Source organism: Neisseria sp. HMSC061H08 (assembly GCF_001836795.1).
GTDB classification, from domain to species: Bacteria; Pseudomonadota; Gammaproteobacteria; order Burkholderiales; family Neisseriaceae; genus Neisseria; species Neisseria subflava_A.
In genome coordinates this window covers 451,747-477,471 of the sequence record NZ_KV830556.1, presented here as the reverse complement: position 1 = coordinate 477,471, position 25,725 = coordinate 451,747, and the positions used below count along the sequence as shown (strand labels likewise).

Sequence of the window (25,725 nt, the reverse complement as noted above, 5' to 3'; positions counted from 1 at the left end):
TGAACAAATCAGCGTTCAGACGGCCTTTTAAGGCATAAGATGTATTTTGTATTTTGGGCAGTTTCGCTTAGAATGCACGCTTTAATACTAAATGACACACTTAAAGTCAGGAGTAAAAATCCATGTTGAAAAAATTCGTACTTGGCAGCATCGCTGCAGTAGTTTTGGCTGCTTGCGGTGGAGAAGGTAGCAACTCAGCTTCTTCTGCTCCGGCACAATCCGGTGCGGCCTCAGGCTCATTGATTGAGCGTATCAACAACAAAGGTACCATCACTGTCGGTACGGAAGGTACTTACGCACCATTCACTTACCACGACAAAGACGGCAAATTGACCGGCTACGATGTCGAAGTAACCCGCGCAGTTGCCGACAAACTGGGTATCAAAGTTGAATTTAAAGAAACACGTTGGGACTCTATGATGGCAGGTTTGAAAGCCGGCCGTTTTGACGTGGTCGCCAACCAAGTCGGCCTGACCAGCCCTGAACGTCAAGCGACTTTTGACAAATCCGAGCCTTACAGCTGGAGCGGTGCCGTATTGGTTGTACGCAAAGACAGCAACATCAAATCCATCGATGACATCAAAGGCGTGAAAACCGCACAATCCCTGACCAGCAACTATGGCGAAAAAGCCAAAGCGGCAGGAGCTGAACTCGTGCCGGTAGATGGTTTGGCGCAATCTCTGACTCTGATTGAACAAAAACGTGCCGACGCAACCCTGAACGACGAATTGGCAGTATTGGACTATCTGAAAAATAAACCTGATGCTGGTGTAAAAATCGTTTGGTCTGCCCCGGCTGACGAAAAAGTCGGCTCCGGCTTGATTGTCAATAAAGGCAATGATGAGGCATTGGCCAAATTCAGCACAGCCATGAACGAACTGAAGGCCGACGGTACGCTGAAAAAACTGGGCGAACAATTCTTCGGAAAAGACATCAGTGTTAAATAATTTCCTTGCCTCTCTGCCGTTTATGACGGAAACACGCGCTGATATGCTCATCAGCGCGTTTTGGCCTATGGTCAAAGCCGGCTTTATAGTATCTCTTCCTCTGGCGATTGCTTCTTTCGTTATCGGTATGATTATTGCTGTAGCCGTTGCTTTGGTAAGAATCATGCCACCTGGTGGAATTCTTCAAAAAATTCTACTTAAAGTGGTTGAATTCTATATTTCTGTCATTCGTGGAACACCGCTTTTAATACAACTAGCAGTGGCCTTCTATGGTCTGCCATCTGTTGGTATTTATATCGACCCGATTCCTGCCGCCATCATCGGCTTTTCGCTCAACGTTGGTGCATACGCTTCCGAAACCATACGCGCGGCAATTTTGTCCGTACCTAAAGGTCAATGGGAAGCTGGTTTCTCCATCGGTATGACCTATATGCAGACATTCCGCCGCATTGTCGCTCCGCAGGCATTCCGCGTTGCCGTACCGCCTTTGAGCAATGAATTTATCGGTTTGTTCAAAAATACCTCGCTTGCAGCAGTTGTAACGGTAACTGAATTATTCCAAGTTACTCAACAGATTGCTAATCGCTCCTATGACTATCTACCGGTTTATATCGAAGCCGGATTGGTTTATTGGTGTTTCTGCAAAGTGCTGTTTTTGATTCAGGCGCGTTTGGAAAAACGTTTCGACCGCTATGTCGCCAAATAAGGAGTTGTCATGATTAAAATCCGCAATATCCATAAGACCTTTGGCGAAAATACCATTTTGCGCGGCATCGATTTGGATGTCGGCAAAGGACAAGTGGTTGTTATCTTAGGCCCTTCCGGCTCAGGCAAAACCACGTTTTTACGCTGTTTAAACGCTTTGGAAATGCCTGAACAAGGTCAAATCGAGTTTGACAATGCGCAGCCGTTAAGCATCGATTTTTCCAAAAAACCAAGCAAACACGATATTTTGGCACTGCGCCGCAAATCCGGCATGGTGTTCCAACAATACAACCTCTTTCCGCACAAAACTGCGTTGGAAAACGTCATGGAAGGACCGGTTGCCGTACAAGGCAAGCCTGTCGCTCAAGCGCGTGAAGAGGCTGTCAAATTGCTTGAAAAAGTCGGTTTGGGCGATAAGATTGACCTCTACCCCTACCAGCTTTCCGGCGGTCAACAGCAGCGTGTCGGCATTGCCCGAGCATTGGCGATTCAGCCTGAATTGATGCTGTTTGACGAACCGACTTCCGCGCTTGACCCTGAATTGGTGCAAGATGTTTTGGATACCATGAAGGAATTGGCACAAGAAGGCTGGACCATGGTTGTCGTTACGCATGAAATCAAATTCGCCTTAGAAGTGGCAACCACGGTCGTCGTGATGGACGGCGGCGTTATTGTCGAACAAGGCAGCCCGCAAGATTTGTTCAATCATCCCAAACATGAGCGGACACAAAAATTCCTGCGCCAAATCCGTGCGGACAATGCCGATCTTCAAATTTAATTGAAACGACAGACAATTTGAAAGCATTTCCGACCGTCATTTCATAAAGGCCGTCTGAATTAAGTGAAATAGAAATCGTTGATTTCGTTTTCATACTTGTTCAGACGGCCTTTTATATATCTTTTCAGGTAAAATAACGCCTTTCGTTTTACTCATCCCCTTGCCTGCCATCATGATAGAAATTAAAAAACTCACCTTACAACGCGGTTTGAAAGTCCTACTCGATAAAGCCGATGCCGTAATCAACCCCGGCCAACGCGTTGGTTTAATCGGTAAAAACGGTACAGGCAAATCCAGCCTGTTTGCGCTGATAAAAGGTGAAATCACACAAGATGGCGGCGAAATCCTTATTCCCAAAACATGGCGCCTTGCTTCCGTCTCTCAAGAAACGCCTGATTTAGATATTTCCGCTTTAGACTACGTTTTGCAAGGTGATGCCGAATTGCAGGCTTTTCAGACGGCCTTAGCCCAAGCAGAAGCACAAAACGACGGCATGAAGCAAGCCGAATATCACGCCAAACTTGAAGAAATCGATGCCTATACCGCTCCTGCACGCGCCGCCAAACTACTTAACGGCTTGGGTTTTGCACAAGAAGAACATACCCATCCCGTCAAATCTTTTTCCGGCGGCTGGCGTATGCGCCTCAACCTTGCCCAAGCGCTGATTTGCCGTGCCGATTTGCTGCTTTTGGACGAACCGACCAACCACTTGGATTTAGAAACCGTGTTGTGGCTGGAAAACCATCTCGCTTCCCTGCCTTGTACGCAAATCATCATCTCCCATGACCGCGACTTCTTGAATGCCACCACAACGCAGACCATCGAACTGTCGCAACAAAAATTGACCCAATACGGCGGCAATTACGATTTCTACCAAGCCGAACGCGCCCAACGCCTGGCGCAACAACAAGCCGCTTACGTCAAACAGCAGGCGCAAATTAAACATCTGCAATCCTTTATCGACCGTTTCAAAGCCAAAGCCACAAAAGCCGTACAAGCTCAAAGCCGCATGAAGGCATTAGCCAAACTTGAGCGCATCGCTCCTGCGCATTTGGATAGCGAGTTTTCCTTTGAGTTTGCCAATCCGACCCATCTGCCTAATCCATTATTGAAACTCGACCATGCCGACTTAGGTTATGGCGACAATACCGTTTTACACGATATCACCTTGTCTTTGGAAAGCGGCGCACGTTACGGCCTGTTAGGTGTTAACGGCAGCGGTAAATCCACATTTATCAAAGCATTGGCAGGAAAAATCGATTTACTTTCCGGCAGCATCGTTCGCTCCGAAAAGCTCAATATCGGCTATTTTGCCCAACACCAACTGGATACTTTACGCGCAGACCAAAGTCCGGTTTGGCATATCCAACAGCTTTCGCCCGAAGTCCGCGAACAGGAAATCCGCAACTTTTTAGGCGGTTTCAACTTTGTCGGCGATATGGCGGTTCAAAAGACCGAGCCGTTCTCCGGCGGGGAAAAAGCGCGGCTGGCCCTTGCCATGATTATCTGGCAAAAGCCTAATCTGCTGTTGCTTGACGAACCGACCAACCACCTAGACTTGGATATGCGCCACGCCCTGACACTTGCACTGCAAAGTTTCCAAGGTGCATTGATTGTCGTTTCGCACGACCGCAGCCTGCTTGAAGCGACTACCGACAGCTTCCTATTGATTGACAAAGGCCGTCTGAACAACTTCGACGGTGATTTGAACGACTACCGTCAATGGCGGTTGGCACAAGAAAACGCAGCTGCTGCCCCCGCCGCTTCTGCACAAAGCCAAAGTCGCAAAGACACCAAGCGCATAGAAGCACAAATCCGTCAGGAAAAAGCCAAACGCAGCAAACCGATTCAGCAGAAAATCGACAAAGCCGAAAAAGAAATCGCACGATTGACTGATATTCAGACGGCCTGTGAAGCATTTTTGGCACAAGAATCTGCTTATTCAGAAGAAAATAAACCCAAATTGCAAGAGACACTCGCACAATTAACAGAAACTAAAGTAAAATTAACGCAACTGGAAGAAAAATGGCTGCAATGGCAGGAAGAGCTTGAGCAAATCCAAGTTGATGTCGAAGCCGAGTTTTCCCAATAAAAATAGAGCCATCAGGCCGTCTGAAATAAAACACAATACGGAAAAACATGACTTCAACCATCAAACAAGCCGGGTACTTCTTCGTATCCTCTTTCATCTTGGGTATTTCTCTTCACGCTACCGCCGCAGTTTATTCCTGCGGCAACGGCAGCTATACTTCCGAACCCAAATCCTCCTGCGCACAGGCCGAATTGCCTAAAATCAGCGGCCATCAAGGCAGCGGTTACCACCTCAACATCCGCAGCCTCAATGCCTCTGATGAACGCGCAAGTGCAAAGCCTAAGAAAAAGGCACGCGCGGAAAAATCGGATAAACAAGAGAAAAAAGCCGACAAACCGAGCAAAAACAAAAACGGTGCAAAAGCCAAAAAACAGCAGCCCATGCCGTCTGAACAAGAATAAAATGCTCAACTGCAACGAATCAGCCCTACCTGAATCATGAAAAAATATCTGCTTACCCTATCCCTGCTGCCGCTTGCCATTTTCAACAGCCAAGCCCATGCCGCAAAAATCTACACCTGTGAAGTCAACGGCTCAATTGTCTATACCTCGCGCCCAAGCGGCAACTGCCAAGCCGTCAACGATTTGCCGATTGTCGGCAAATACAGCAGCAGCCGATACGACGCCCCGGTCAGCGATACGCCGACACTCAATGCGCCGACATCACAAATAGCTCCGGCCAAAAGCAAAAACACAGCGACAAAATCCAACCATAAGGCAACGCCCAAACCAGCTCCTGTCCGCACCGCTTCTGAAACAGCTCCTCCTCCGGTTCCAAAATCCTCCGGCGTCAACAGTCGCCGTTCTATTTTGGAAACCGAGTTATCCAATGAACGCGCGGCTTTGGCCGATGCCAAAAAGCAACTGAGCCAAGCGCGGACGGCCAAAGGTGGCAGCGTCAATCAACAGGCCATCAGTACGCTGCAAGGTGCGGTTTTGGATAGAGAGAAAAACATTCAAGCCCTACAACGCGAACTGGGCAGAATGTAAGTCCAAATCAATCAAAACATCAGGCCGTCTGAATAGGTGGAAACGAAATCCAAAATTTTCGTCATGCCAAACAGACGGCCTGAATCCTATAATGATTACGCCCGTTTCAATTTCTTGTGCCTAGTAAATACGGTATAATTTGCCCTTTACGCACATTACCTCCGGTCTTTTCAGACGGCCTTTATCTCATGACTGCAAAATCTTCTAAAACCCAAACAAAAAAACGCGTCTCTACCAAACCGGCAGCCAAACCGACCACACGCAAATCCACCAAAGCACAAACTCAAGCCGACAATAAAGTCTCCCAACGCCTCAAGGCCGCCAAAGAGCTGCAAAAAAACGAAGAAAAAAAAGCGCGTCCCGAGCATGTCGTCAACTTGATTAATGATGCTTTATGGCTGTTTGGCTTGGTTATCACCATTTATCTGGCCATTTCCCTGGCCAGCTTCAGCATGGACGACCCTGCATGGTCGCGCAGCGTTCCCAAAAGCAACGATGTCGCCAACCTCGGCGGCCTCTTTGGCTCCTATCTTTCCGATGTCGGATATTATCTGTTCGGCCTATCGTTTTGGTGGTGGATAGCTGCCTCTTGCGTTTTCCTCTACAAAAATTTCCGCCCCATGAAAAAGCAGGAAAACCACAAGCCCTACAATCACAGCGTAGCCGCTTTGGCATTGTTTCTCCTGCTGGTGTGCAGCCCGATTATCGAACATTTCCTGTTTGACAATGCATTGAGCGAATCCCTTCCCGTCGGTGCAGGCGGCTTGGTCGGCTTGCTGGCGGGTTCAGGCTTGGCTTGGCTGTTGGGTAAGTCGGGCAGTCTGTTGATTATGCTGGTGATGTTGCTTTTATCCATTTCCCTGCTGGCTCAGGTGTCATGGTTGGAAGTCATGGCCAAATCCGGCAGCCATATGGGTGGTCTGTTTGGCAACCTGATGAAAAAACTGTCTCAGTTCCGAAATAAAAAAGAAGATGTCTGCTCCGAAGCTTTGGAAACCCAAAATACGCGCCGCATGGTTAAAGAAGCCAAAACCATTACCGCCACTCCGGTTACTCCGTTGGCAGGCAGCAGCAGCAACCGTAAAACCGTTGCCGTATCCGTTGCGCCGCCCCCTAAAATCCAAACTTCCCTGTTTGACGATACTGAACCTAAAAACAACGGCGAATACCACAAACCCAATATGAACCTGTTGCGTATGCCGTCTGAAGAACCGGTTGCCGTCAATCCGGATGAATTGCAACAAACCGCAGAATTGATCGAAGCCAAGCTGGCTGAATTTGGCATCGGCGTACAGGTTGTTTCCGCCACTTCCGGCCCCGTGATTACCCGCTACGAAATCGAACCGGCACAAGGTGTCAAAGGCAGCCAAATTGTCGCCTTGTCCAAAGATTTGGCGCGCTCGATGTCCCTGCAAGCCGTACGCATTGTTGAGACCATTGCCGGTAAAAACACCATGGGGATTGAATTGCCCAATGAGAAACGCCAAGACGTGATGTTGAGCGAAATCCTCTCTTCACCCGTGTTTACCGACGCCAAATCCAAACTGACCGTTGCCTTGGGTAAAGATATTGCAGGTACGCCCGTGGTCGGCGACTTGGCAAAAATGCCGCATCTTTTGGTCGCAGGCATGACCGGATCGGGTAAATCTGTCGGCGTAAACGGCATGATTATGTCCATGCTCTTCAAAGCCACGCCCGATGAAGTCCGATTCATCATGATTGACCCGAAAATGCTGGAATTGAGCATTTATGACGGCATTCCGCACCTGCTCTGCCCGGTTGTAACCGATATGCGCGAGGCAGGACAAGCGTTAAATTGGTGTGTTGCCGAAATGGAAAAACGCTATCGCCTGCTCTCACACGCCGGCGTGCGCAATCTGGACGGCTTCAACCAAAAAGTCGAGCAGGCCAAAGCGGCAGGCAAACCATTACTCAATCCGTTCAGCTTAAATCCTGACGATCCTGAGCCTCTGGAAAAACTACCGTTGATTGTGGTCGTCATCGACGAGTTGGCAGACTTGATGATGACCGAACGCAAATCCGTTGAGCAACAAATCGCACGCCTTGCCCAAAAAGCGCGTGCAGCAGGCATACACATGATTGTCGCCACCCAACGCCCAAGCGTTGATGTGGTTACCGGCCTGATTAAAGCCAATATCCCGACACGCATGGCCTTTACCGTACAAAGCAAAATCGACAGCCGCACCATTCTTGACCAAATGGGTGCAGACGAATTGCTCAAATACGGCGACTCATTGTTCCTGCAACCGGGCAGCGCAGAACCGACACGCCTGCAAGGTGCGTTTGTTTCCGATGATGAAGTGCATCAAGTCGTCAATTTCATTAAAGAACAAGCGCCGACCAATTATGTGGAAGGCTTGCTCAGCGGTGAAGCGGCCATCGAAACCACCAATATTGTCAATCCGAACGCCAACAGCGATGAACTGTTTGATCAAGCCGTTGCCTTCGTATTGGAAAGCCGGAAGACTTCCATCTCCTCCCTGCAACGCCAATTGCGCATCGGCTACAACCGCGCCGCCAATTTGGTAGATGCTCTTGAAAATGCCGGTGTGCTTTCTCCGGCAGACATCAACGGCAGCCGACGGATTCTGGCGCAAAAAGACCAGCTTTAAAAAACAATGTCAAAGCAAAAAGGCCGTCTGAAAAGAATTTCCTACTTTTCAGACGGCCTTTTTATGTTATTCGTGAAACATTGTGTTATACTAAGCAGCTAAATTTTGACCTTATGCATATTCCCGGAATCCTTCGGGGGATTAAGCAGAAGGATAACCGTTTAACACAACAAATTTAAGGGCTTACGATGAGCGTAACTGTTGAAACTTTAGAAAATCTGGAACGCAAAGTAGTATTGTCTCTGCCTTGGTCCAAAATCAACGCAGAAACTGAGAAAAAACTGAAACAAACCCAACGCCGTGCAAAAATTGACGGCTTCCGTCCGGGTAAAGCACCGTTCAAAATGATTGCCCAAATGTATGGCGCAAGCGCACAAAACGACGTTATCAACGAATTGGTACAACGCGAATTCTACGATGTTGCCGTTGCTCAAGAATTGAAAGTTGCCGGTTACCCACGCTTTGAAGCCGTTGAAGAACAAGACGATCAAGAGTCTTTCAAAGTTGCCGCTATTTTTGAAGTCTTCCCCGAAGTAACCATCGGCGACCTGTCTGCCCAAGAAGTAGAAAAAGTAACTGCAACCGTTGGCGATGCCGAAGTTGACCAAACCGTAGAAATTCTGCGCAAACAGCGCACCCGTTTCAACCATGTTGACCGTGAAGCACAAAACGGCGACCGCGTCATCATCGACTTCGAAGGCAAAATCGACGGCGAACCTTTCGCCGGCGGCGCGTCTAAAAACTACGCTTTCGTATTGGGCGCAGGTCAAATGTTGCCTGAATTCGAAGCCGGTGTCGTCGGCATGAAAGCCGGCGAAAGCAAAGATGTTACCGTAAACTTCCCTGAAGACTACCACGGTAAAGATGTTGCCGGTAAATCTGCCGTATTCACCATCACTCTGAACAACGTTTCTGAAGCTACTTTGCCTGAAGTTGATGCAGACTTCGCTAAAGCTTTGGGTATTGAAGACGGCGACGTTGCCAAAATGCGTGAAGAAGTGAAGAAAAACGTTGGCCGCGAAGTTGAGCGCCGCATCGGTGAACAAACTAAAGAATCTGTCATGAACGCCCTGCTCAAAGCAGCCGATTTGCAAGTTCCTGTTGCTTTGGTCAACGAAGAAGCCGCTCGCTTGGCAAACGAAATGAAACAAAACTTCGTTAACCAAGGTATGGCTGACGCTGCCAACTTGGATCTGCCTTTGGATATGTTCAAAGAACAAGCAGAACGCCGCGTTTCTTTGGGTCTGATTTTGGCTAAATTGGTTGAAGAAAACAAACTTGAGCCAACTGAAGACCAAATCAAAGCCGTTGTTGCCAACTTCGCTGAAAGCTACGAAGATCCTCAAGAAGTTATCGACTGGTACTACGCAGAGCCTTCCCGCCTGCAAGGCCCGACTTCTTTGGCAGTAGAAAGCAACGTTGTTGATTTCGTTCTGAGCAAAGCTAAAGTAACTGAAAAAGCGCTGTCTTTTGACGAAGTAATGGGCGCACAAGCTTAATTGCTCCAAGGCCGTCTGAAACAGACAATCAAAAGCACCGAAGCGCTTTAAATGCTTTGGTGCTTTTCCATCATTAACAGGAGACAAAAATGTCCTTCGATTTCAATAATTACCTTGTCCCTACCGTTATCGAGCAAAGCGGTCGCGGCGAGCGCGCATTCGACATCTACTCACGCCTTTTGAAAGAGCGCATCGTTTTCTTGATCGGCCCGGTGACAGACGAATCTGCCAACTTGGTTGTTGCGCAATTACTGTTCTTGGAAAGTGAAAACCCTGATAAAGATATCTTCTTCTATATCAACTCTCCGGGCGGTTCGGTTACTGCCGGTATGTCGATTTACGACACCATGAACTTCATCAAGCCTCATGTTTCTACCTTATGCTTGGGTCAAGCAGCAAGTATGGGCGCATTCCTGTTGTCCGCAGGCGAAAAAGGCAAACGCTTTGCCCTGCCAAACAGCCGCATCATGATTCACCAACCGCTCATCAGCGGCGGCTTGGCCGGTCAGGCTTCCGATATTGAAATTCACGCTAAAGAGCTGCTGAAAATCAAAGAGAAACTGAACCGCTTACTCGCCAAACATTGTGATCGCGATTTGGCTGACTTGGAACGCGATACCGACCGCGACAATTATATGTCTGCCGATGAAGCTAAAGAATATGGTTTGATTGACCAAGTTTTGGAAAACCGAGCCTCTCTGCAAGCCTAATCTTTATCGGTTTTAAACTAAAAGGCCGTCTGAAAAGTATATATTCAGACGGCCTTTCTTCAATTTTACTTCGTGTTGTCTTTATTATTCACTTGAACCGGATACAGCAAAATCAAAGGATTAGCTTTCACTTGACTCCAGAAGCTCTTCAGCAGATTACGCATACTGCCCAAACGCGTGCCGCGAGAACGGAGCGCAACAGCCAAAGCTAAAGAAAAGCTGACCACCAGATTCACCATACCGATTGCCAATACACTTGCCAAGCCAAGCATAAAAGTGAATATATCTGCATGACCGCTAATCGTGGCATAACCCAAATTTGCCGAAGAAAATGCTACATGGCGAATATCCAGCGGCAAGCCGAAAAGATGGCCGAAATAGCCGGTCATTCCCAAAAGCATACCGAAAATAAAATTGCCCATAAGCGAGCCGTAATGCTTATGAATATAAGCAGCCAAACGGCGGCGCGGCTGCGGACGCATGATTTTTCGTAAAAACGGATTAAACGGCAGGCGCTGACGCAGGTTCAGATAATCGGAACGGTTGTCAAAAAAGCCGGCAATAATACCCGAACAAAACAACCATACGCCGGCAATAGCGGCATACCATAAGGTCGGTTGGGTAAAAATCTCAATGGATTTGAACTGATAGGCCGTAACTGCCTCATTCAGCAAGGGCTGACCATGCGTATGGGCATAGCCAAAAGCAATCCCTGCCGCCAACAATACCGCAATCGATACATTGCCAAACACGGCGACACTTTGCGAACGGCATACGTCAATCAGCAGTTTTGCCAATTTGTTGTCCACCGCTTTGCTGCCTTCATTTGAGTCCACCTGCTCGGCAAAACTTGCCGCCGTCATGGCAGGCTGCTTGGTTGCAACGGTACAGTGCAGCATATGAATCAGCATAAAGCCTAAGCCGTAGTTAAGTCCGGCAAGGAATGAAGTCGTAAACTCACCGAATCCCAAAGACGCAATATGGATTTTATTCAATGCCATCAAAGCAATAATTACGCCACCGCCTGCTGCGGAATAAAACATTTTGAAATATTCGCTACGGTTGCGCGTAATGTAATGCTCACCATGATGGCTTTTGTTTTCCGTAATACTGCGCGCCAGCATTCTGATACTGCTTTTACGCAAGTGGCTGGTACTGTATTGCTCTACCGCCGCATAAATCATCGCATTCATCAGATTGATGGTTAAGCGGGTGCGGCTGCCGGTTTCAATTTGAATATTGGTCAACAGTTTCAGGCGGTCTATGGTTTGTTGCAGGCGTTCGAGCAAGTGGGCAACTTTTACTGACGAACCAGACCCGGCTCCGGTACCACGACGGCGCAAATAGTCAATTTGCTTTTCACACTGGTCAAACATAACCTCCAAATGCGCCGTGTCATAAGTTTCTTCACTATGGCGATAGTGTTCCACCATCTTCGCAATTTCGCGTTGTAAAGCGACAAATGCAGAATCCGCTTCCAACAAACGGGGGGCAATCCGTATTAAATCCGGCTCAATCGCTTCGGAAGCAATCCAAATAGACAACATTTCCACCGCTCGCAAACGAGCATCCGCCAACTGTCGGCTGGCCGTCTGAAGCAAAGCAGGATCGGCTTTGCTCTGCAACAATTCATACATGCTCAACCATTGGCGCAAACTCAGGGTTTGCAACCATTTATCATCGTTTTTCGAATGAAAAAGATATAAAAACACTTCGCGCAAGTTGGAAAAATCTTTATAAGACGGGCTGAAACGTTCGTAAATCCGTATGCCCATCTCCCGAGTAAAACTATGGCGCGAGAAAATACCCAGCTTAATCAGCGCAGGATAGATGTGAACTTTGGACAGCCAGGCATAGAAGCGCAGGCTGAATTGACGACATAGAGCATCGTCTTGTTTTAAAGTAGATAAAATCAAATCAAAACGTTCGGAAGCCTGTTTTTTGCCTCCTCGGCGCAAAAATTTGATTAATGCATTGAGAATAAGAACAAAGTCGGTATCATTTAAGCGCTCCGACAAAATAATGTGAAGATTTTGATTAGTCAGTTTTTGCATTGTAGTATTATTACACAAAATGAGATATTTAGCAAGAACTTCGGCAAACAGGTCGGATTATATCGCATTCTTTATCAATCCACGGCACAAGATTTTCAATTAATATTCTCTAAAATTCAATGAATAATCAAATTACATAACAAATATATGATGTGAATCAATAACTAGGAAAGGCCGTCTGAATTCCTTCAGACGGCCTTTTACAACAGCATACTACATTATTTTAAACTTATGCAAACAAGAGCTTACCACCCTCTTCTTTAACATGGATTGTGCTATCGGGCGCATATTTGCCTTCAAGCAAGGCTTTTGCCAGCGCATTTTCGATTTCAGACTGAATAGCGCGTTTGAGCGGACGGGCACCATACACAGGGTCGAAACCGGCTTTAGCAATCAGATCCAAGGCAGCATCATCGACTTTCAGATGCAGATGTTGTGCTTCCAAACGTTTTTCCAAACCTTTAAGCTGGATTTTCGCAATGCTGCGGATATTGGCCTGATCCAAACCGTGGAACACGACTACTTCGTCAATACGGTTGATCATTTCAGGACGGAAATGTTCTTTCACATCCTCCATCACAACTTCTTTTACCGCTTCATAGTCTTGAGTACCCATTTGTTGGATATGTTGGCTACCAATATTGGAAGTCATCACGATAACGGTATTTTTGAAGTCCACGGTTCGACCTTGTCCATCGGTCAAGCGGCCGTCATCCAATACTTGCAGCAAGATGTTGAACACGTCTGGATGGGCTTTTTCCACTTCATCCAAAAGAATCACGCTGTATGGTTTGCGGCGGACTTGCTCAGTCAGGTAACCGCCTTCTTCGTAGCCGATATAGCCGGGAGGCGCACCGATTAAGCGGGCAACAGCATGTTTTTCCATGTATTCGGACATATCGATACGAATCAGATGGTCTTCGCTGTCAAACAGGAAGCCTGCCAAAGCTTTGCACAATTCGGTTTTACCCACACCGGTCGGGCCTAGGAACAGGAAGCTGCCGTAAGGCTTGTTTGGATCGGCAAGGCCTGAGCGGCTTCGGCGGATAGCGTCGGACACGGCACGCACGGCTTCATCTTGACCAACCACGCGGCGGTGCAATACTTCTTCCATCTTCAGCAGCTTATCGCGTTCACCTTCCATCATTTTTGACACAGGAATGCCGGTCATACGGGAAACAATTTCGGCCACTTCATCCGCGCCGACTTCAGTACGGAAAAGTTTGTTTTGTTTTTTGCCGTCGGGGTTACTTTCCGCAGCTTGCAACTGTGCGCCCAATTTCGGTAACTCACCGTATTCGAGTTCGGACGCACGGGCAAAATCGCCTTGACGTTTGGCCTGCTCGATTTTGACTTTGATGTCGTCCATCTGTTTTTTGATGTCGGCAGTGCTGGAAGAGGCGGCTTTTTCTGCTTTCCAGATTTCGTCCAAATCGGCGTATTCTTTTTGCAATCCGTCGATTTCTTCGTCTATCAATTCCAGACGTTTCTTGCTGGCGTCATCGCTCTCTTTGGCAACGTGCATTTTTTCCATTTTGAGCTGGATGATGCGACGGTCGAGTTTGTCCATTTGCTCGGGTTTGCTGTCCAACTCCATTTTGATACGGCTGGCAGCTTCGTCAATCAAATCAATCGCTTTGTCGGGCAAGAAACGGTCGGTAATATAACGGTCGCTCAACTCCGCTGCGGCAACGATAGCAGGGTCAGTAATATCGATGCCGTGGTGGATTTCATAACGCTCTTGCAAACCGCGCAAAATAGCGATGGTGTCTTCCACACTTGGCTCGCCAACCAATACTTTTTGGAAGCGGCGTTCGAGTGCTGCGTCTTTTTCGATGTATTGGCGGTATTCGTCCAAGGTGGTCGCGCCGATGCAGTGCAGTTCGCCGCGCGCCAAAGCCGGTTTCAACATATTACCCGCATCCATCGCGCCGTCGGTTTTACCCGCGCCAACCAAAGTATGGATTTCGTCGATGAAAATCAGGGTGTTGCCGTCGTCTTTCGCCAAATCATTCAACACGCCTTTCAAGCGTTCTTCAAATTCGCCGCGGTATTTTGCGCCGGCAATCAAAGCCGCCAAATCCAAAACCAACAGGCGTTTGTTGCGCAGGGATTCGGGCACTTCGCCGTTAACAATACGTTGCGCCAAGCCTTCAACAATAGCGGTTTTACCCACACCAGGCTCACCAATCAGCACAGGGTTGTTTTTGGTACGGCGTTGCAGCACCTGAATCGCACGGCGGATTTCGTCGTCGCGGCCGATAACAGGGTCGAGCTTACCGTCACGGGCGCGTTGAGTCAGGTCGAGTGTGTATTTTTTCAAAGCATCGCGTTGGTCTTCGGCATTCGCATCGTTCACGTTTTGTCCTCCTCGTACCGCGTCAATTGCGGCATTAATGTTTTGTTCGGTTGCACCGGCATCTTTCAAAATTTTGCCGGTAGCGTCATTCTGCTGCACCAAAGCCAACAGGAAAAGTTCACTGGCGATATAGGCATCGCCACGTTTGGTTGCAGCCTTGTCCATCAAGTTCAATACAGCTTGCAGCTCACGGCTGGGCATAATATCGCCGCCCTGGCCGGATACTTTCGGCAGGCTGTTTAAATGCTGCTGCAAACGCTGTTTCACCTGAGGTACGTTCACGCCCGCATGGGCCAGTAACGCAGCAGCTCCACTGTTTTGATCATCAAGCAATGCTTTTAAGATAAAGCCGGCCTCGAGATAGCTGCTGTCCGCAGCCAAAGCCAGGCTTTGACCTTCTTGCAGAGCTTGCTGAAATTTAGCAGTCAATTTATCAAATCTCATTTTACGTTCCTCTACAAATATATTTCCGTTGAAGCCTATATAGGCGCAAATGTGGATAACTCAAGAGTTATTTTTTCATTAAATAGTAAATTTAATTTATATTATTGTTTTACAATGATTAATTTTTATGATTTTATGTGTATAACTTTTCTTTTCCATTTACCCCATACGTAAAAGGCCGTCTGAAAAATCAAGAAGAATCAGGTATAATCGGCAACATATTAATTTTCAGACGGCCTTTGCGCCGAAGGATACTTTCATGAGCAAAAAACGAGTTTTAACAGGCGTTACCACAACAGGTATTCCACACTTGGGCAACTACGTCGGCGCCATCCGCCCGGCTATCCGCGCGGCGCAAGATTCCAATACTGAATCATTCCTCTTTTTGGCCGACTATCACGGCATCATCAAATGTCATGAGCCGGAAATGATTCATCAATCTACTCAAGCTGTTGCCGCTACATGGCTCGCCTGCGGACTCAATCCGGAACAGACTACTTTCTACCGTCAAAGCGATATTCCTGAAGTCATGGAGTTGAACTGGATTCTGACCTGTATTACTGCAAAGGGTCTAATGAACCGCGCCCACGCTTACAAAGCCGCAGTACAGGCAAATACCGAAAACGGTCAGGAAGATCCGGATCACGGCGTGGAAATGGGCCTATACAGCTACCCTATCCTTATGACCGCCGACATCCTTATGTTCAATGCCCATGAAGTACCTGTCGGTCGCGACCAAATCCAACACGTCGAAATGGCGCGCGATATTGCCGGACGCTTCAACCATCGCTTCCAAGAACTCTTCACCCTGCCCGAAGTAAAAATCGATGAAAATGTCGAACTTTTGGTCGGCTTGGACGGACGCAAAATGTCCAAGTCCTACGGCAATACCATTCCGCTTTGGGAAAACGATAAAAAAACCCAAAAATCGGTCAACAAAATCATCACCAATATGAAAGAACCCGGCGAGCCAAAACAGCCTGATGAAAGTCCTCTGTTTGAAATCTACAAAGCCTTCTCTACGCCGTCTGAAACTGCCGAGTTCACACAAATGCTGGCCGAAGGCCTTGCTTGGGGCGAAGCCAAGAAACTCTTGGGCGCAAAAATCAATGCCGAGCTCGCAGAACCGCGTGAGCGTTACAATGAGTTGACAGCCAAACCATCTCAAATTGAAGATATTTTGCAGGCCGGCGCACAAAAAGCGCGTAAAGAAGCACACGAATTGTTGGATAAAGTACGCGATGCAGTAGGTATTCGTCCGTTGAAATAATAGCAAGGCCGTCTGAATATTTCAGACGGCCATCATCTCGCTAAATTTTAAAATATCACTATTTTTCAGGGTTTCTCATATGAAAAAAACCTTCCCTCTTATCTTGCTCAGCCTTTCATTGGCTGCCTGTGGCGGCAAATCTGAAGATACTGCCGCCAATGATGCTGCTTCAGGCAAGGCCCCAAAGCCTACCTTCAAAGTCAAATACATCGATGAACAAGCCATAGCCGGTTTGGATTTGGGTACAGCTCAAGAAGGCGAAACGAAAGAAGGTAAAAAACAACGCACCTATCCGATTAACGGCATAGAGGGCGGCGTCATCAATCTGATTGGCAAGCACCCTAACGACTTAGAAGTCATCAGCGGCCAATGCATGGAAAAAAATGAAAAAGGTGTTCCAGCCGGCTGGTCAGCCAACGGCATCTGCCACACTGCCTTTGCAAAAATGGTGGACAATATTGCCCAAGATGGCAGCAAGCTGACTGACTATTTGATTTCACACGCTGCTTTGCAACCTTATACTGAAGGAAAAAGCGGTTATGCCGCCGTCCAAAACGGCCGCTATATTTTGGAAATTGACAGCGAAGGCATGTTCTATTTCCGCCGCCGTCATTACTAAAACCCTGCCCACCCTATTTTTCCCCTGACACAAGGACTGAATCATGGCTCAAGTTACTTTCCAAGGCTCTCCTATTTCCACAAACGGCAATTTGCCTGCCATCGGCCAAGTTGCACCTGATTTCACATTGGTAGCAGCAGACCTATCTGAGAAATCATTGGCTGACTTTGCAGGCAAACGCAAAGTGCTGAATATTTTCCCTAGCATTGACACCGGCGTATGTGCCCAGTCCGTCCGCACTTTCAACAAACGTGCCTCGTCTTTGGACAATACCGTCGTCTTGTGCATTTCTGCTGATTTACCGTTTGCACAAGCCCGCTTCTGTGGCGCAGAAGGTTTGGAAAACGTAGTGACACTTTCTACATTCCGCAGCAGCTTTTCTAACGATTACGGTGTTACACTGACAGAAAGCCCATTGCGCGACCTGACTGCCCGCGCAGTGGTGGTTTTGAACGAGCAAAACCAAGTTCTCCACGCTGAGTTGGTTTCTGAAATTGCGAACGAGCCTAACTACGAAGCAGCTTTAGCTGTTTTGTAATTAACCAAATAAAATCAGGCCGTCTGAAGATTTTCAGACGGCCTTTAGCTTATCTTCAAAATAAAAACGGTAGCTTAAAAGCTACCGTTTTCTGTTTCAAACCTTATACAGATTTATCTGTTTTGTCTGCTTCTACTGACTCAGTATTTTGAACCTCATTTTGCTCAACAGGTTCAACAGCTTCAGCAACAGGCGCTTCAGGCTCTTCTACTTTGTCATCACGGACATTGTGGCTGTAATCTTTAGGTGGACTAGGTTGTTTACCGGCCATAATTTCCAAAACTTGGTCTCGATCGATGGTTTCCCAATCCATCAGTGCTTTGCACATGGTTTCCATCTTATCGCGATTTTCATCCAAGATTTTGTAAGCCACTTGGTATTGCTCATCCAAAATACGGCGGATTTCCGCATCGATATCTTGTTGGGTTTTCTCGGAAATATTTTGAGAACGGGTTACGCTGCGACCCAAGAATACTTCACCTTCGTTCTCAGCATAAACCATCACACCCATTTTGTCGCTCATACCATAACGCGTTACCATCTCGCGAGCCATTTGAGTTGCACGCTCAAAGTCGTTAGATGCGCCGGTAGAAATACGGCCGACAAAAATATCTTCAGCAATACGACCACCAAACAAGATTGAGAGCTGGCTCAGCATTTGGTCTTTATACATGCTGATGCGGTCACGCTCAGGCAGCTGCCAAGTCAAACCCAATGCACGGCCACGAGGCATAATCGTTACTTTGTGAACCGGATCGGTAAACGGCAAGCTTTCCGCTACGATTGCATGGCCAGCCTCATGATAGGCTGTCGCACGTTTTTCATCTTCGTGCATTACCATGCTGCGACGTTCCGGACCCATGTAGATTTTGTCTTTCGCATCTTCAAAGTCACTTTGATCGACCTTAACTTTATTACGACGGCCGGCAAACAAAGCTGCTTCATTGACCAAGTTTGCCAAATCCGCACCTGAAAAACCAGGTGTACCGCGTGCTAAAGAAGTCAAATCTACGGATGCATCCAAAGGCACTTTTTTAGCGTGAACTTTCAAGATTTGCTCACGGCCACGAATATCAGGCAACGGAACAACGACTTGACGGTCAAAACGGCCCGGACGCTGCAACGCAGGGTCAAGTACATCAGGACGGTTGGTTGCTGCGATCACAATAACGGTTTGATTACTTTCAAAACCATCCATTTCAACCAATAATTGGTTCAATGTTTGCTCACGCTCATCATTGCCACCGCCCAAACCGGCACCGCGCTGACGGCCGACCGCATCAATTTCATCGATAAAGATGATACATGGTGCATTTTTCTTGGCCTGCTCGAACATATCGCGGACACGGCTCGCACCGACACCGACAAACATTTCTACGAAGTCAGAACCTGAAATACTGAAGAATGGCACACCTGCCTCACCGGCAATCGCTTTGGCCAGCAATGTTTTACCCGTACCGGGGCTACCGGCCAACAAAATACCGCGCGGCACACGACCACCTAAGCTTTGATAACGATTGGGGGCTTTTAAATAATCTACGATTTCTTGTACTTCTTCTTTTGCCTCATCACAACCGGCAACATCGGCAAAAGTCACTTTATTGGAATCTTTATCCAACAAACGCGCACGGCTTTTACCAAAAGAGAAGGCACCGCCTTTACCGCCACCGCCGCTTTGCATGCGCATGAAGTAGAACCATGCACCAATCAACAACAAAACAGGCAGCAGACTGTAAAACAGACTGGCCAGCATGCTTGGTTTTTCTTCCGGAGTCACTTTGACGCGTACTTTGTTGTCCAACAGTGTTTTAACCAAGTTGTCATCCAAAGGCGCATTGGTATAGAAGGCAGTTTTATCGGTGCGCTCACCTTTAATCAGATAGCCGCTGACAACAGATCCTTCGATATTGACATTGGATACTTCGCCACTATTAACTTGCTGAATAAATTGAGAATATTCGATTTGCTGTTTATCTTCCTGCTTATCGCTGAGTGCATTGAATGCTGCTAAAAGCATAGCACCACCCACTACCCAGACTAATATGTTTTTAATGGTATTCCCCACTGAACAGGCTCCATGGTTACAAAATAAATAAAATCAAGGGAAAGAATTTTAAAGCACCCACCCTACATTGTCAGCGTTTATTTTTGCCTAATAGGTAAATCTCACTGGAACGATTGCGGGAAGCATCCGGCTTTCGAGTTTGCACACTGGCAAAAATTTTGCGCATTGCCGCCGTATACTCCTGATAGCCTGCGCCTTGAAACACCTTCACCAAAAAACTGCCTCCGGGTTTCAAATGCTGCGAGGCAAAATCCAAAGCCAGTTCACACAGGTAAAAACTGCGTGCCTGGTCTGTTACGGCATTGCCTGACATATTGGGTGCCATATCACAGATTACAAGGTCTAACGGACGATTATTCAATAAGGCTTCAAACTGCTCCAAAACGGCATCTTCCCTAAAGTCGCCCTGGATAAACGACACACCTTCAATAGCATCCATCGGCAAAATATCCAAAGCAAAGACTGCCCCAGTTTTACCGACCAGCTTGGCCGCCACTTGTGACCAACTTCCCGGCGCGCTGCCCAAATCCGCCAAAACCGTACCTGGTTTGATTAATTTATCTTTTTGATTGATTTCCAATAACTTATAAGCCGCTCTGGCACGATATCCGTCCTTTTGTGCCATATGGACATAATGATCGTTGACGTGCTCATGCAGCCATGCTTTTGAAGATTTTGAGCGTACAGCCATCTTGATTTGAAATGCTTAAGTTAAAATCAGCATTGTACGTTATTTCCCCCGTAAATGTTCTAAATCGCGTACAATATAGCCATTATTCTTTTGAATTGGATACTTATTAATATGAGCGACAACAAATTAAGCACCAAAGAAATTTTGGCCTTGAAAGCCCAAGCACATCACCTCCACCCTGTTGTTATGGTTGGCCAACAAGGCTTGACCGACTCAGTCATCAAAGAAACCGATGCTGCATTGACAGCACACGAATTGATTAAAGTCCGTGTTTTTGGCGATGATCGTGCTGAACGTATTGAAATTTGCAATGCCCTGTGTGAAACACTGGGTGCTCAACTGGTGCAACATATTGGCAAATTACTTGTTTTGTGGCGTAAGAAACCGGACGACGAATAATTTAAAATGAATAAACAGCAGAAGTATTTTCTCAACCCACTTTAATCATATCCTTCTGTTGTATTTATGCAGTACGGAATGATTTATTCCATTATTCTAAGCATCAAAATACAAATACGGTTGTCTGTTTTTGTAAATAACCTCAAAATTACAAAATCATAACGGCCGCACTCTGTCGGCCGATTATTTTATTCTTAATCCTTCGCAAAATATAAAAGCAAACCGATGAATGCTCAACAATATGAAGAATCTTTTCTTCTAGCAGAAAAATTAATCACTCAAGACCCTCCTGACTTTGCACGAGCCATCCCATTGCTCTGCGAGGCAGCAGAAGCCGGGCATGTTGAGGCTGCATTTCAACTGGCAGGATACCTGATCGAACACCACGAAAATGCTCAAGATTTAGCAATTGCAGTTGAATATTTAAAGCAAGCTGCAAGAGCTGGTCATCCATACGCCCGCTATAATCTTCTCCAATTACAAGAAAATAATGGAATAGAAATAGAAAAGCTCATTGCAGCCTATCAAGAGCTTGCTGAAGAAGGATTGGCTCCTGCCCAACTGCGCCTCATGCGTTTATATGCAGATAATGGCAATGACCAAGAAGCAGTCAAATGGGCATTAAAAGCTGCCGAACAGCAAAATCCTCAGGCACAATACTTCTTAGCCCAACATTACCAATATTCCAGCTCTTCTGATTTGGAATATTCCCATAAACTTTATCAGCAATCCGCTGCACAGGGATTTATTGCGGCACACTGGCAACTCGGTCTCCAATACAAATTGGGGCAAGGTGTCGCACAAAATCCTGAAAAAGCAATCGAACATTTACGTATTGCCGCCGATTACGACATTGTTCCAGCGCAAACTTCTCTTGCAGAACTCTTAGCCGCATCAAATCCTGCTGAAGCATTGGAATGGTTTGAAAAAGCTGCTGCACAAGGTGACAGCAATGCGAATGTAGCACTTGCCGAAATCTATCTCCTAGGCAAAAACACCGAACGAGACCCTCAAAAGGCCTATCAGCATGCTAAATTTGCTGCGGATCAAAATGATCCGGAAGGTTTGCGTCTTTTAGGTGATATCCATCGCTACGGATTGGGACGAGCAGTTGATGCAGACACCGCCCGTCAATATTATCAACGCTCGGCTGATTTAGGTAATCTTGCCGCTTACCAAAAACTTCTGTCTGACAGCGCATTGAATAACCAGCAAAACTATGAGCTAACCAAAGAAATCGCCCTCCAACGTCAGGAAGCCGAGCGTCTGTACAAGCTGGCATTTGCAGCACACTATGGCTTAAAACGCAAACAGAATTACGCTGAAGCACTGGAGTTATACCATCAGTCCGCAGAACGTGGGCACAGCAAATCCCAAACCAATCTTGGCATGATGTATTACTGCGGACAAGGTGTACCTGTCGACTACGCCCAAGCTGCAAAATGGTTTGAAGCAGCGGCCAAACAAAGAGACACGATGGCTCAATATAATCTTGCCTGCCTGTATTATCACGGCATGGGTGTAAAAAAAGACATCAACAATGCTTGCTTCTGGCTGCAAGAAGCCATCCAACATGGACATGAACAGCAAGACGTTCTCAAAGAGCTTTTGACTCAATGGAAGCAATTCGCTCAAAAAGGCTCTACCGATTAAAGGCCGTCTGAAATTCTAACTTCCTACATAAATGACATGTCAGCGCTAAAGTAGCCTGTACATGTCATTTTTTTCATTTACCCTTCCTCAACAATCGCCATCCTCAAATCCCATTTCTCCTTAATCTCTTTAGAGTCTTCAGACGGCCTATTCTCTTTGTAAAAGAGCAGATAATCTAAATTTAATTTTCTATTTACAACAAAATTTGAAAAATATTTTTCGTATACGAATCCATTTACTCAAATATCTGATACTTTTTTACTGTATCCACTCAATATCCCGATTTAAAAACAAGCTCCATAACTCTTTAAAAAAATCCTAATTTCAACGTCTAAATCCTATCAATATCTACAGCACAATTTGCCAGTTTGCCCAATTACTGATAGCATTTGCAGGTTAGCTGGTTTGTAAAAAGTTCAATTCTTTCTGATTTTTTATCAACGGTTATAACGTATTGAAAATATTTCAGTAATTAAAACTTTTTTCGAATTTGACTCTAGGAATTTTCGTTTTTAACTCACATTTGTTGATAAACGAAAATATCGGGGTACTACTCCGTCATTGAAAAACACTCAACACAAGGATAGATATTATGTCCACCCAATTACACGATGTTGACCCAATTGAAACCAAAGAATGGTTAGACGCGTTAAGCTCTGTTTTAGAATATGAAGGTAGCGAACGCGCCCAATATCTGCTGGAAAGTTTGGTCAAATACAGCCGTGACAAAGGCATCCGTATGCCTCACGGCACCACTACTCCATACTTGAACACCGTTTCCGTTGAAGACGAAAAAGGCATCCCTGGCGACCAAAACATCGAACACCGCATCCGTGCATTCGTTCGTTGGAATGCTGCCGCTATCGTTTTGCGCGCAGGTAAAAAAGATTTGGAATTGGGTGGACATATTGCATCTTTCCAATCAGCCGCCACTATGTACGAAGTCGGCTTCAACCACTTCTGGAAAGCTAAAGGCGAAGGCGAAGAAGGCGATTTGGTATTCTTCCAAGGCCACGTTGCCCCTGGCATCTACGCACGCGCTTTCGTTGAAGGCCGTCTGACTGAAGACCAGCTGAACAACTTCCGTCAAGAAGTTGACGGTAAAGGTTTGCCTTCTTACCCTCACCCTCACCTGTTGCCTGACTTCTGGCAATTCCCAACCGTATCTATGGGTCTGGGCCCATTGATGGCAATTTACCAAGCACGCTTCCTGAAATACTTGGAATCTCGCGGTCTGGCTAAAACCAAAGGCCGTAAAGTATGGGTATTCTGTGGCGACGGCGAAATGGACGAACCTGAAAGCCAAGGTGCTATTGCTCTGGCTTCACGCGAAGGCTTGGACAACTTGGTATTCGTCATCAACTGTAACCTGCAACGTTTGGACGGCCCAGTACGCGGTAACGGCAAAATCATTCAAGAGCTGGAAGGCAACTTTGCCGGTGCCGGCTGGAATGTTGTGAAAGTCATCTGGGGTCGTCGTTGGGACCGCCTCTTGGCAAAAGACAAAGATGGCATCCTGCGCAAACGTATGGAAGAGTGCTTGGACGGTGACTACCAAACTTACAAATCCAAAGACGGTGCATACGTTCGTGAACACTTCTTCAATACGCCTGAACTGAAAGCATTGGTCGCCGATATGACTGATGACGAAATTTGGGCATTGAACCGCGGTGGTCATGACCCTCAAAAAGTGTACAACGCTTACGACCGCGCTGCGAACCACGCCAACGGCAAACCTACTGTAATCTTGGCAAAAACCATTAAAGGTTACGGTATGGGCGCATCCGGCGAAGGTCAAAACGTTGCCCACCAAGCCAAAAAAATGGACAAAGCATCTCTGAAACAATTCCGTGACCGCTTTGACATTCCTGTGACTGACGAGCAAATCGACAGTGGCGACCTGCCTTACCTGACTTTTGCTCCTGACAGCGAAGAATACAAATACCTGCACGCACGCCGTGAATCTTTGGGTGGCTACCTGCCTCAACGCAACCCAACCCAAGATGTTCTGGAAGTGCCTGAACTGTCAGCATTTGATGCCCAACTGAAATCCAGCGGTGACCGTGAATTCTCCACCACCATGGCTTTCGTACGCATCCTGTCTACTTTGCTGAAAGACAAAAAAATCGGCAAACGCGTTGTACCTATCGTTCCTGACGAAAGCCGTACTTTCGGTATGGAAGGTATGTTCCGCCAATACGGCATTTGGAACCCTAAAGGCCAACAATACACCCCTCAAGATAAAGACCAACTGATGTTCTACAAAGAATCCGTCGACGGTCAAATCTTGCAAGAAGGTATTAACGAGCCAGGCGCAATGGCTGACTGGATCGCTGCTGCAACCAGCTACGCCAACAGCAACTTTGCGATGATTCCTTTCTACATCTACTACTCTATGTTCGGTTTCCAACGTATCGGCGACTTGGCATGGGCTGCCGGCGATATGCATGCACGCGGCTTCCTGTTGGGTGGTACTGCCGGCCGTACAACGCTGAACGGTGAAGGTCTGCAACACGAAGACGGCCACAGCCATATTCAAGCAGATTTGATTCCAAACTGCGTTTCTTACGACCCGACATTCCAATACGAAGTAGCCGTTATCGTTCAAGACGGTCTGCGCCGTATGTATGCCAATAACGAAGACGTGTTCTACTACATCACCCTGATGAACGAGAACTACGCTCACCCAGATATGCCTGAAGGCGCAGAAGAAAACATCCTGAAAGGTATGTATCTGCTGAAAGCCGGTGGCAAAGGCGACAAGAAAGTTCAATTGATGGGTTCCGGTACCATCCTGCAAGAAGTCATTGCCGGTGCTGAATTGTTGAAAGCCGACTTCGGCGTAGAAGCAGACATCTGGTCTTGCCCATCTTTCAACCTGTTGCATCGCGATGCTATCGAAGCAGAACGTTTCAACCGCCTGAATCCTTTGGAAACTGCAAAAGTACCGTTTGTTACTTCTCAACTGCAAGGTCATGACGGTCCGGTTATTGCCGCTACCGACTATATCCGCAGCTATGCCGACCGCATCCGTGCCTATATCCCTAACGACTACCACGTCTTGGGTACTGACGGCTTCGGTCGCTCCGACAGCCGTGCCAACCTGCGCAGCTTCTTTGAAGTTGACCGCTATAACGTTGCCGTTGCTGCATTGAGCGCATTGGCCGAACAAGGCAAAGTCAGCAAAGAAACCGTTCAGCAAGCCATTGAAAAATACGGCATTAATGCCGATGTGGCTCCAAGCTGGAAACGCTAATTGATGTTTCAGACGGCCTGTTTG

General features: G+C 47.0%; 19 protein-coding genes. 15 read left to right on the top strand and 4 right to left on the bottom strand.

Going from position 1 to position 25,725, the window contains the following annotated elements; genetic code table 11:
* The first annotated feature begins 122 nt into the window (after window positions 1-122).
* The 9 genes from HMPREF2675_RS03265 to clpP all read left to right on the top strand — a co-directional run bounded on the left by HMPREF2675_RS03265 (window position 123) and on the right by clpP (window position 10,353).
* Complete coding sequence (locus tag HMPREF2675_RS03265; protein ID WP_070460706.1) at window positions 123-947, top strand: amino acid ABC transporter substrate-binding protein; 825 nt, start codon at window positions 123-125, stop codon at window positions 945-947.
* Complete coding sequence (locus HMPREF2675_RS03260; RefSeq protein ID WP_083290040.1) at window positions 937-1,653, top strand: amino acid ABC transporter permease; 717 nt, start codon at window positions 937-939, stop codon at window positions 1,651-1,653. Before HMPREF2675_RS03265 ends, HMPREF2675_RS03260 begins: the two co-directional genes overlap by 11 nt.
* Before the next feature lie 9 nt (window positions 1,654-1,662).
* Window positions 1,663-2,430 (top strand): amino acid ABC transporter ATP-binding protein, encoded by a 768-nt coding sequence (locus tag HMPREF2675_RS03255; protein ID WP_049333845.1) that lies wholly within the window; start codon window positions 1,663-1,665, stop codon window positions 2,428-2,430.
* Window positions 2,431-2,602: 172 nt separating this feature from the next.
* Complete coding sequence (locus HMPREF2675_RS03250; RefSeq protein ID WP_070814053.1) at window positions 2,603-4,522, top strand: ATP-binding cassette domain-containing protein; 1,920 nt, start codon at window positions 2,603-2,605, stop codon at window positions 4,520-4,522.
* 47 nt (window positions 4,523-4,569) lie between these two features.
* Complete coding sequence (locus HMPREF2675_RS03245; protein WP_070460711.1) at window positions 4,570-4,923, top strand: nucleolar protein; 354 nt, start codon at window positions 4,570-4,572, stop codon at window positions 4,921-4,923.
* A 36-nt stretch (window positions 4,924-4,959) separates the two neighbouring features.
* A complete protein-coding gene (locus HMPREF2675_RS03240; protein WP_070460713.1) occupies window positions 4,960-5,511 on the top strand; it encodes a hypothetical protein in 552 nt (183 codons plus the stop codon).
* 188 nt (window positions 5,512-5,699) lie between these two features.
* Window positions 5,700-8,144 carry a DNA translocase FtsK gene (locus HMPREF2675_RS03235; RefSeq protein ID WP_070814052.1) on the top strand — a complete coding sequence of 815 codons (2,445 nt, stop codon included), beginning with the start codon at window positions 5,700-5,702 and terminating at the stop codon, window positions 8,142-8,144.
* 188 nt (window positions 8,145-8,332) lie between these two features.
* A complete protein-coding gene (gene tig, locus HMPREF2675_RS03230) occupies window positions 8,333-9,643 on the top strand; it encodes a trigger factor (protein ID WP_049323216.1) in 1,311 nt (436 codons plus the stop codon).
* Window positions 9,644-9,732: 89 nt separating this feature from the next.
* Window positions 9,733-10,353: an ATP-dependent Clp endopeptidase proteolytic subunit ClpP gene (gene clpP / locus HMPREF2675_RS03225; RefSeq protein WP_003683589.1), complete on the top strand. Its 621-nt coding sequence runs from the start codon at window positions 9,733-9,735 to the stop codon at window positions 10,351-10,353.
* Window positions 10,354-10,418: 65 nt separating this feature from the next.
* Here the strand turns inward: clpP and HMPREF2675_RS03220 are convergent, their stop codons facing one another.
* Window positions 10,419-12,407: a site-specific recombinase gene (locus tag HMPREF2675_RS03220; protein WP_070814051.1), complete on the bottom strand. Its 1,989-nt coding sequence runs from the start codon at window positions 12,405-12,407 to the stop codon at window positions 10,419-10,421.
* A 229-nt stretch (window positions 12,408-12,636) separates the two neighbouring features.
* Window positions 12,637-15,210: an ATP-dependent chaperone ClpB gene (gene clpB / locus HMPREF2675_RS03215; protein WP_070814050.1), complete on the bottom strand. Its 2,574-nt coding sequence runs from the start codon at window positions 15,208-15,210 to the stop codon at window positions 12,637-12,639.
* Between the two features lie 259 nt (window positions 15,211-15,469).
* On the opposite strand from clpB, the gene trpS reads away from it, so the two are divergent.
* The 3 genes from trpS to tpx all read left to right on the top strand — a co-directional run bounded on the left by trpS (window position 15,470) and on the right by tpx (window position 17,637).
* On the top strand, window positions 15,470-16,480 hold the full coding sequence (gene trpS / locus HMPREF2675_RS03210) for a tryptophan--tRNA ligase (RefSeq protein WP_070814049.1): 1,011 nt from the start codon (window positions 15,470-15,472) through the stop codon (window positions 16,478-16,480).
* Between the two features lie 79 nt (window positions 16,481-16,559).
* Window positions 16,560-17,099 carry a hypothetical protein gene (locus HMPREF2675_RS03205; RefSeq protein WP_070814048.1) on the top strand — a complete coding sequence of 180 codons (540 nt, stop codon included), beginning with the start codon at window positions 16,560-16,562 and terminating at the stop codon, window positions 17,097-17,099.
* A gap of 43 nt (window positions 17,100-17,142) precedes the next feature.
* A complete protein-coding gene (gene tpx, locus HMPREF2675_RS03200) occupies window positions 17,143-17,637 on the top strand; it encodes a thiol peroxidase (RefSeq protein ID WP_070814047.1) in 495 nt (164 codons plus the stop codon).
* 103 nt (window positions 17,638-17,740) lie between these two features.
* Here the strand turns inward: tpx and ftsH are convergent, their stop codons facing one another.
* On the bottom strand, window positions 17,741-19,702 hold the full coding sequence (gene ftsH / locus HMPREF2675_RS03195) for an ATP-dependent zinc metalloprotease FtsH (protein WP_070814046.1): 1,962 nt from the start codon (window positions 19,700-19,702) through the stop codon (window positions 17,741-17,743).
* Window positions 19,703-19,772: 70 nt separating this feature from the next.
* The gene (gene rlmE, locus HMPREF2675_RS03190) at window positions 19,773-20,393 is read right to left on the bottom strand and encodes a 23S rRNA (uridine(2552)-2'-O)-methyltransferase RlmE (RefSeq protein WP_070814045.1); all 621 of its coding nucleotides are present in this window, start codon (window positions 20,391-20,393) and stop codon (window positions 19,773-19,775) included.
* A gap of 111 nt (window positions 20,394-20,504) precedes the next feature.
* Here rlmE and yhbY point away from each other — a divergent pair, with 111 nt between their 5' ends.
* The 3 genes from yhbY to aceE all read left to right on the top strand — a co-directional run bounded on the left by yhbY (window position 20,505) and on the right by aceE (window position 25,701).
* On the top strand, window positions 20,505-20,792 hold the full coding sequence (yhbY, locus tag HMPREF2675_RS03185) for a ribosome assembly RNA-binding protein YhbY (RefSeq protein ID WP_039863504.1): 288 nt from the start codon (window positions 20,505-20,507) through the stop codon (window positions 20,790-20,792).
* Between the two features lie 225 nt (window positions 20,793-21,017).
* Window positions 21,018-22,445, top strand: coding sequence for a tetratricopeptide repeat protein (locus HMPREF2675_RS03180; protein ID WP_070814044.1), 1,428 nt, complete (start codon window positions 21,018-21,020; stop codon window positions 22,443-22,445).
* Between the two features lie 592 nt (window positions 22,446-23,037).
* Window positions 23,038-25,701 (top strand): pyruvate dehydrogenase (acetyl-transferring), homodimeric type, encoded by a 2,664-nt coding sequence (aceE, locus tag HMPREF2675_RS03175; protein WP_070814043.1) that lies wholly within the window; start codon window positions 23,038-23,040, stop codon window positions 25,699-25,701.
* Window positions 25,702-25,725: the final 24 nt, after the last annotated feature.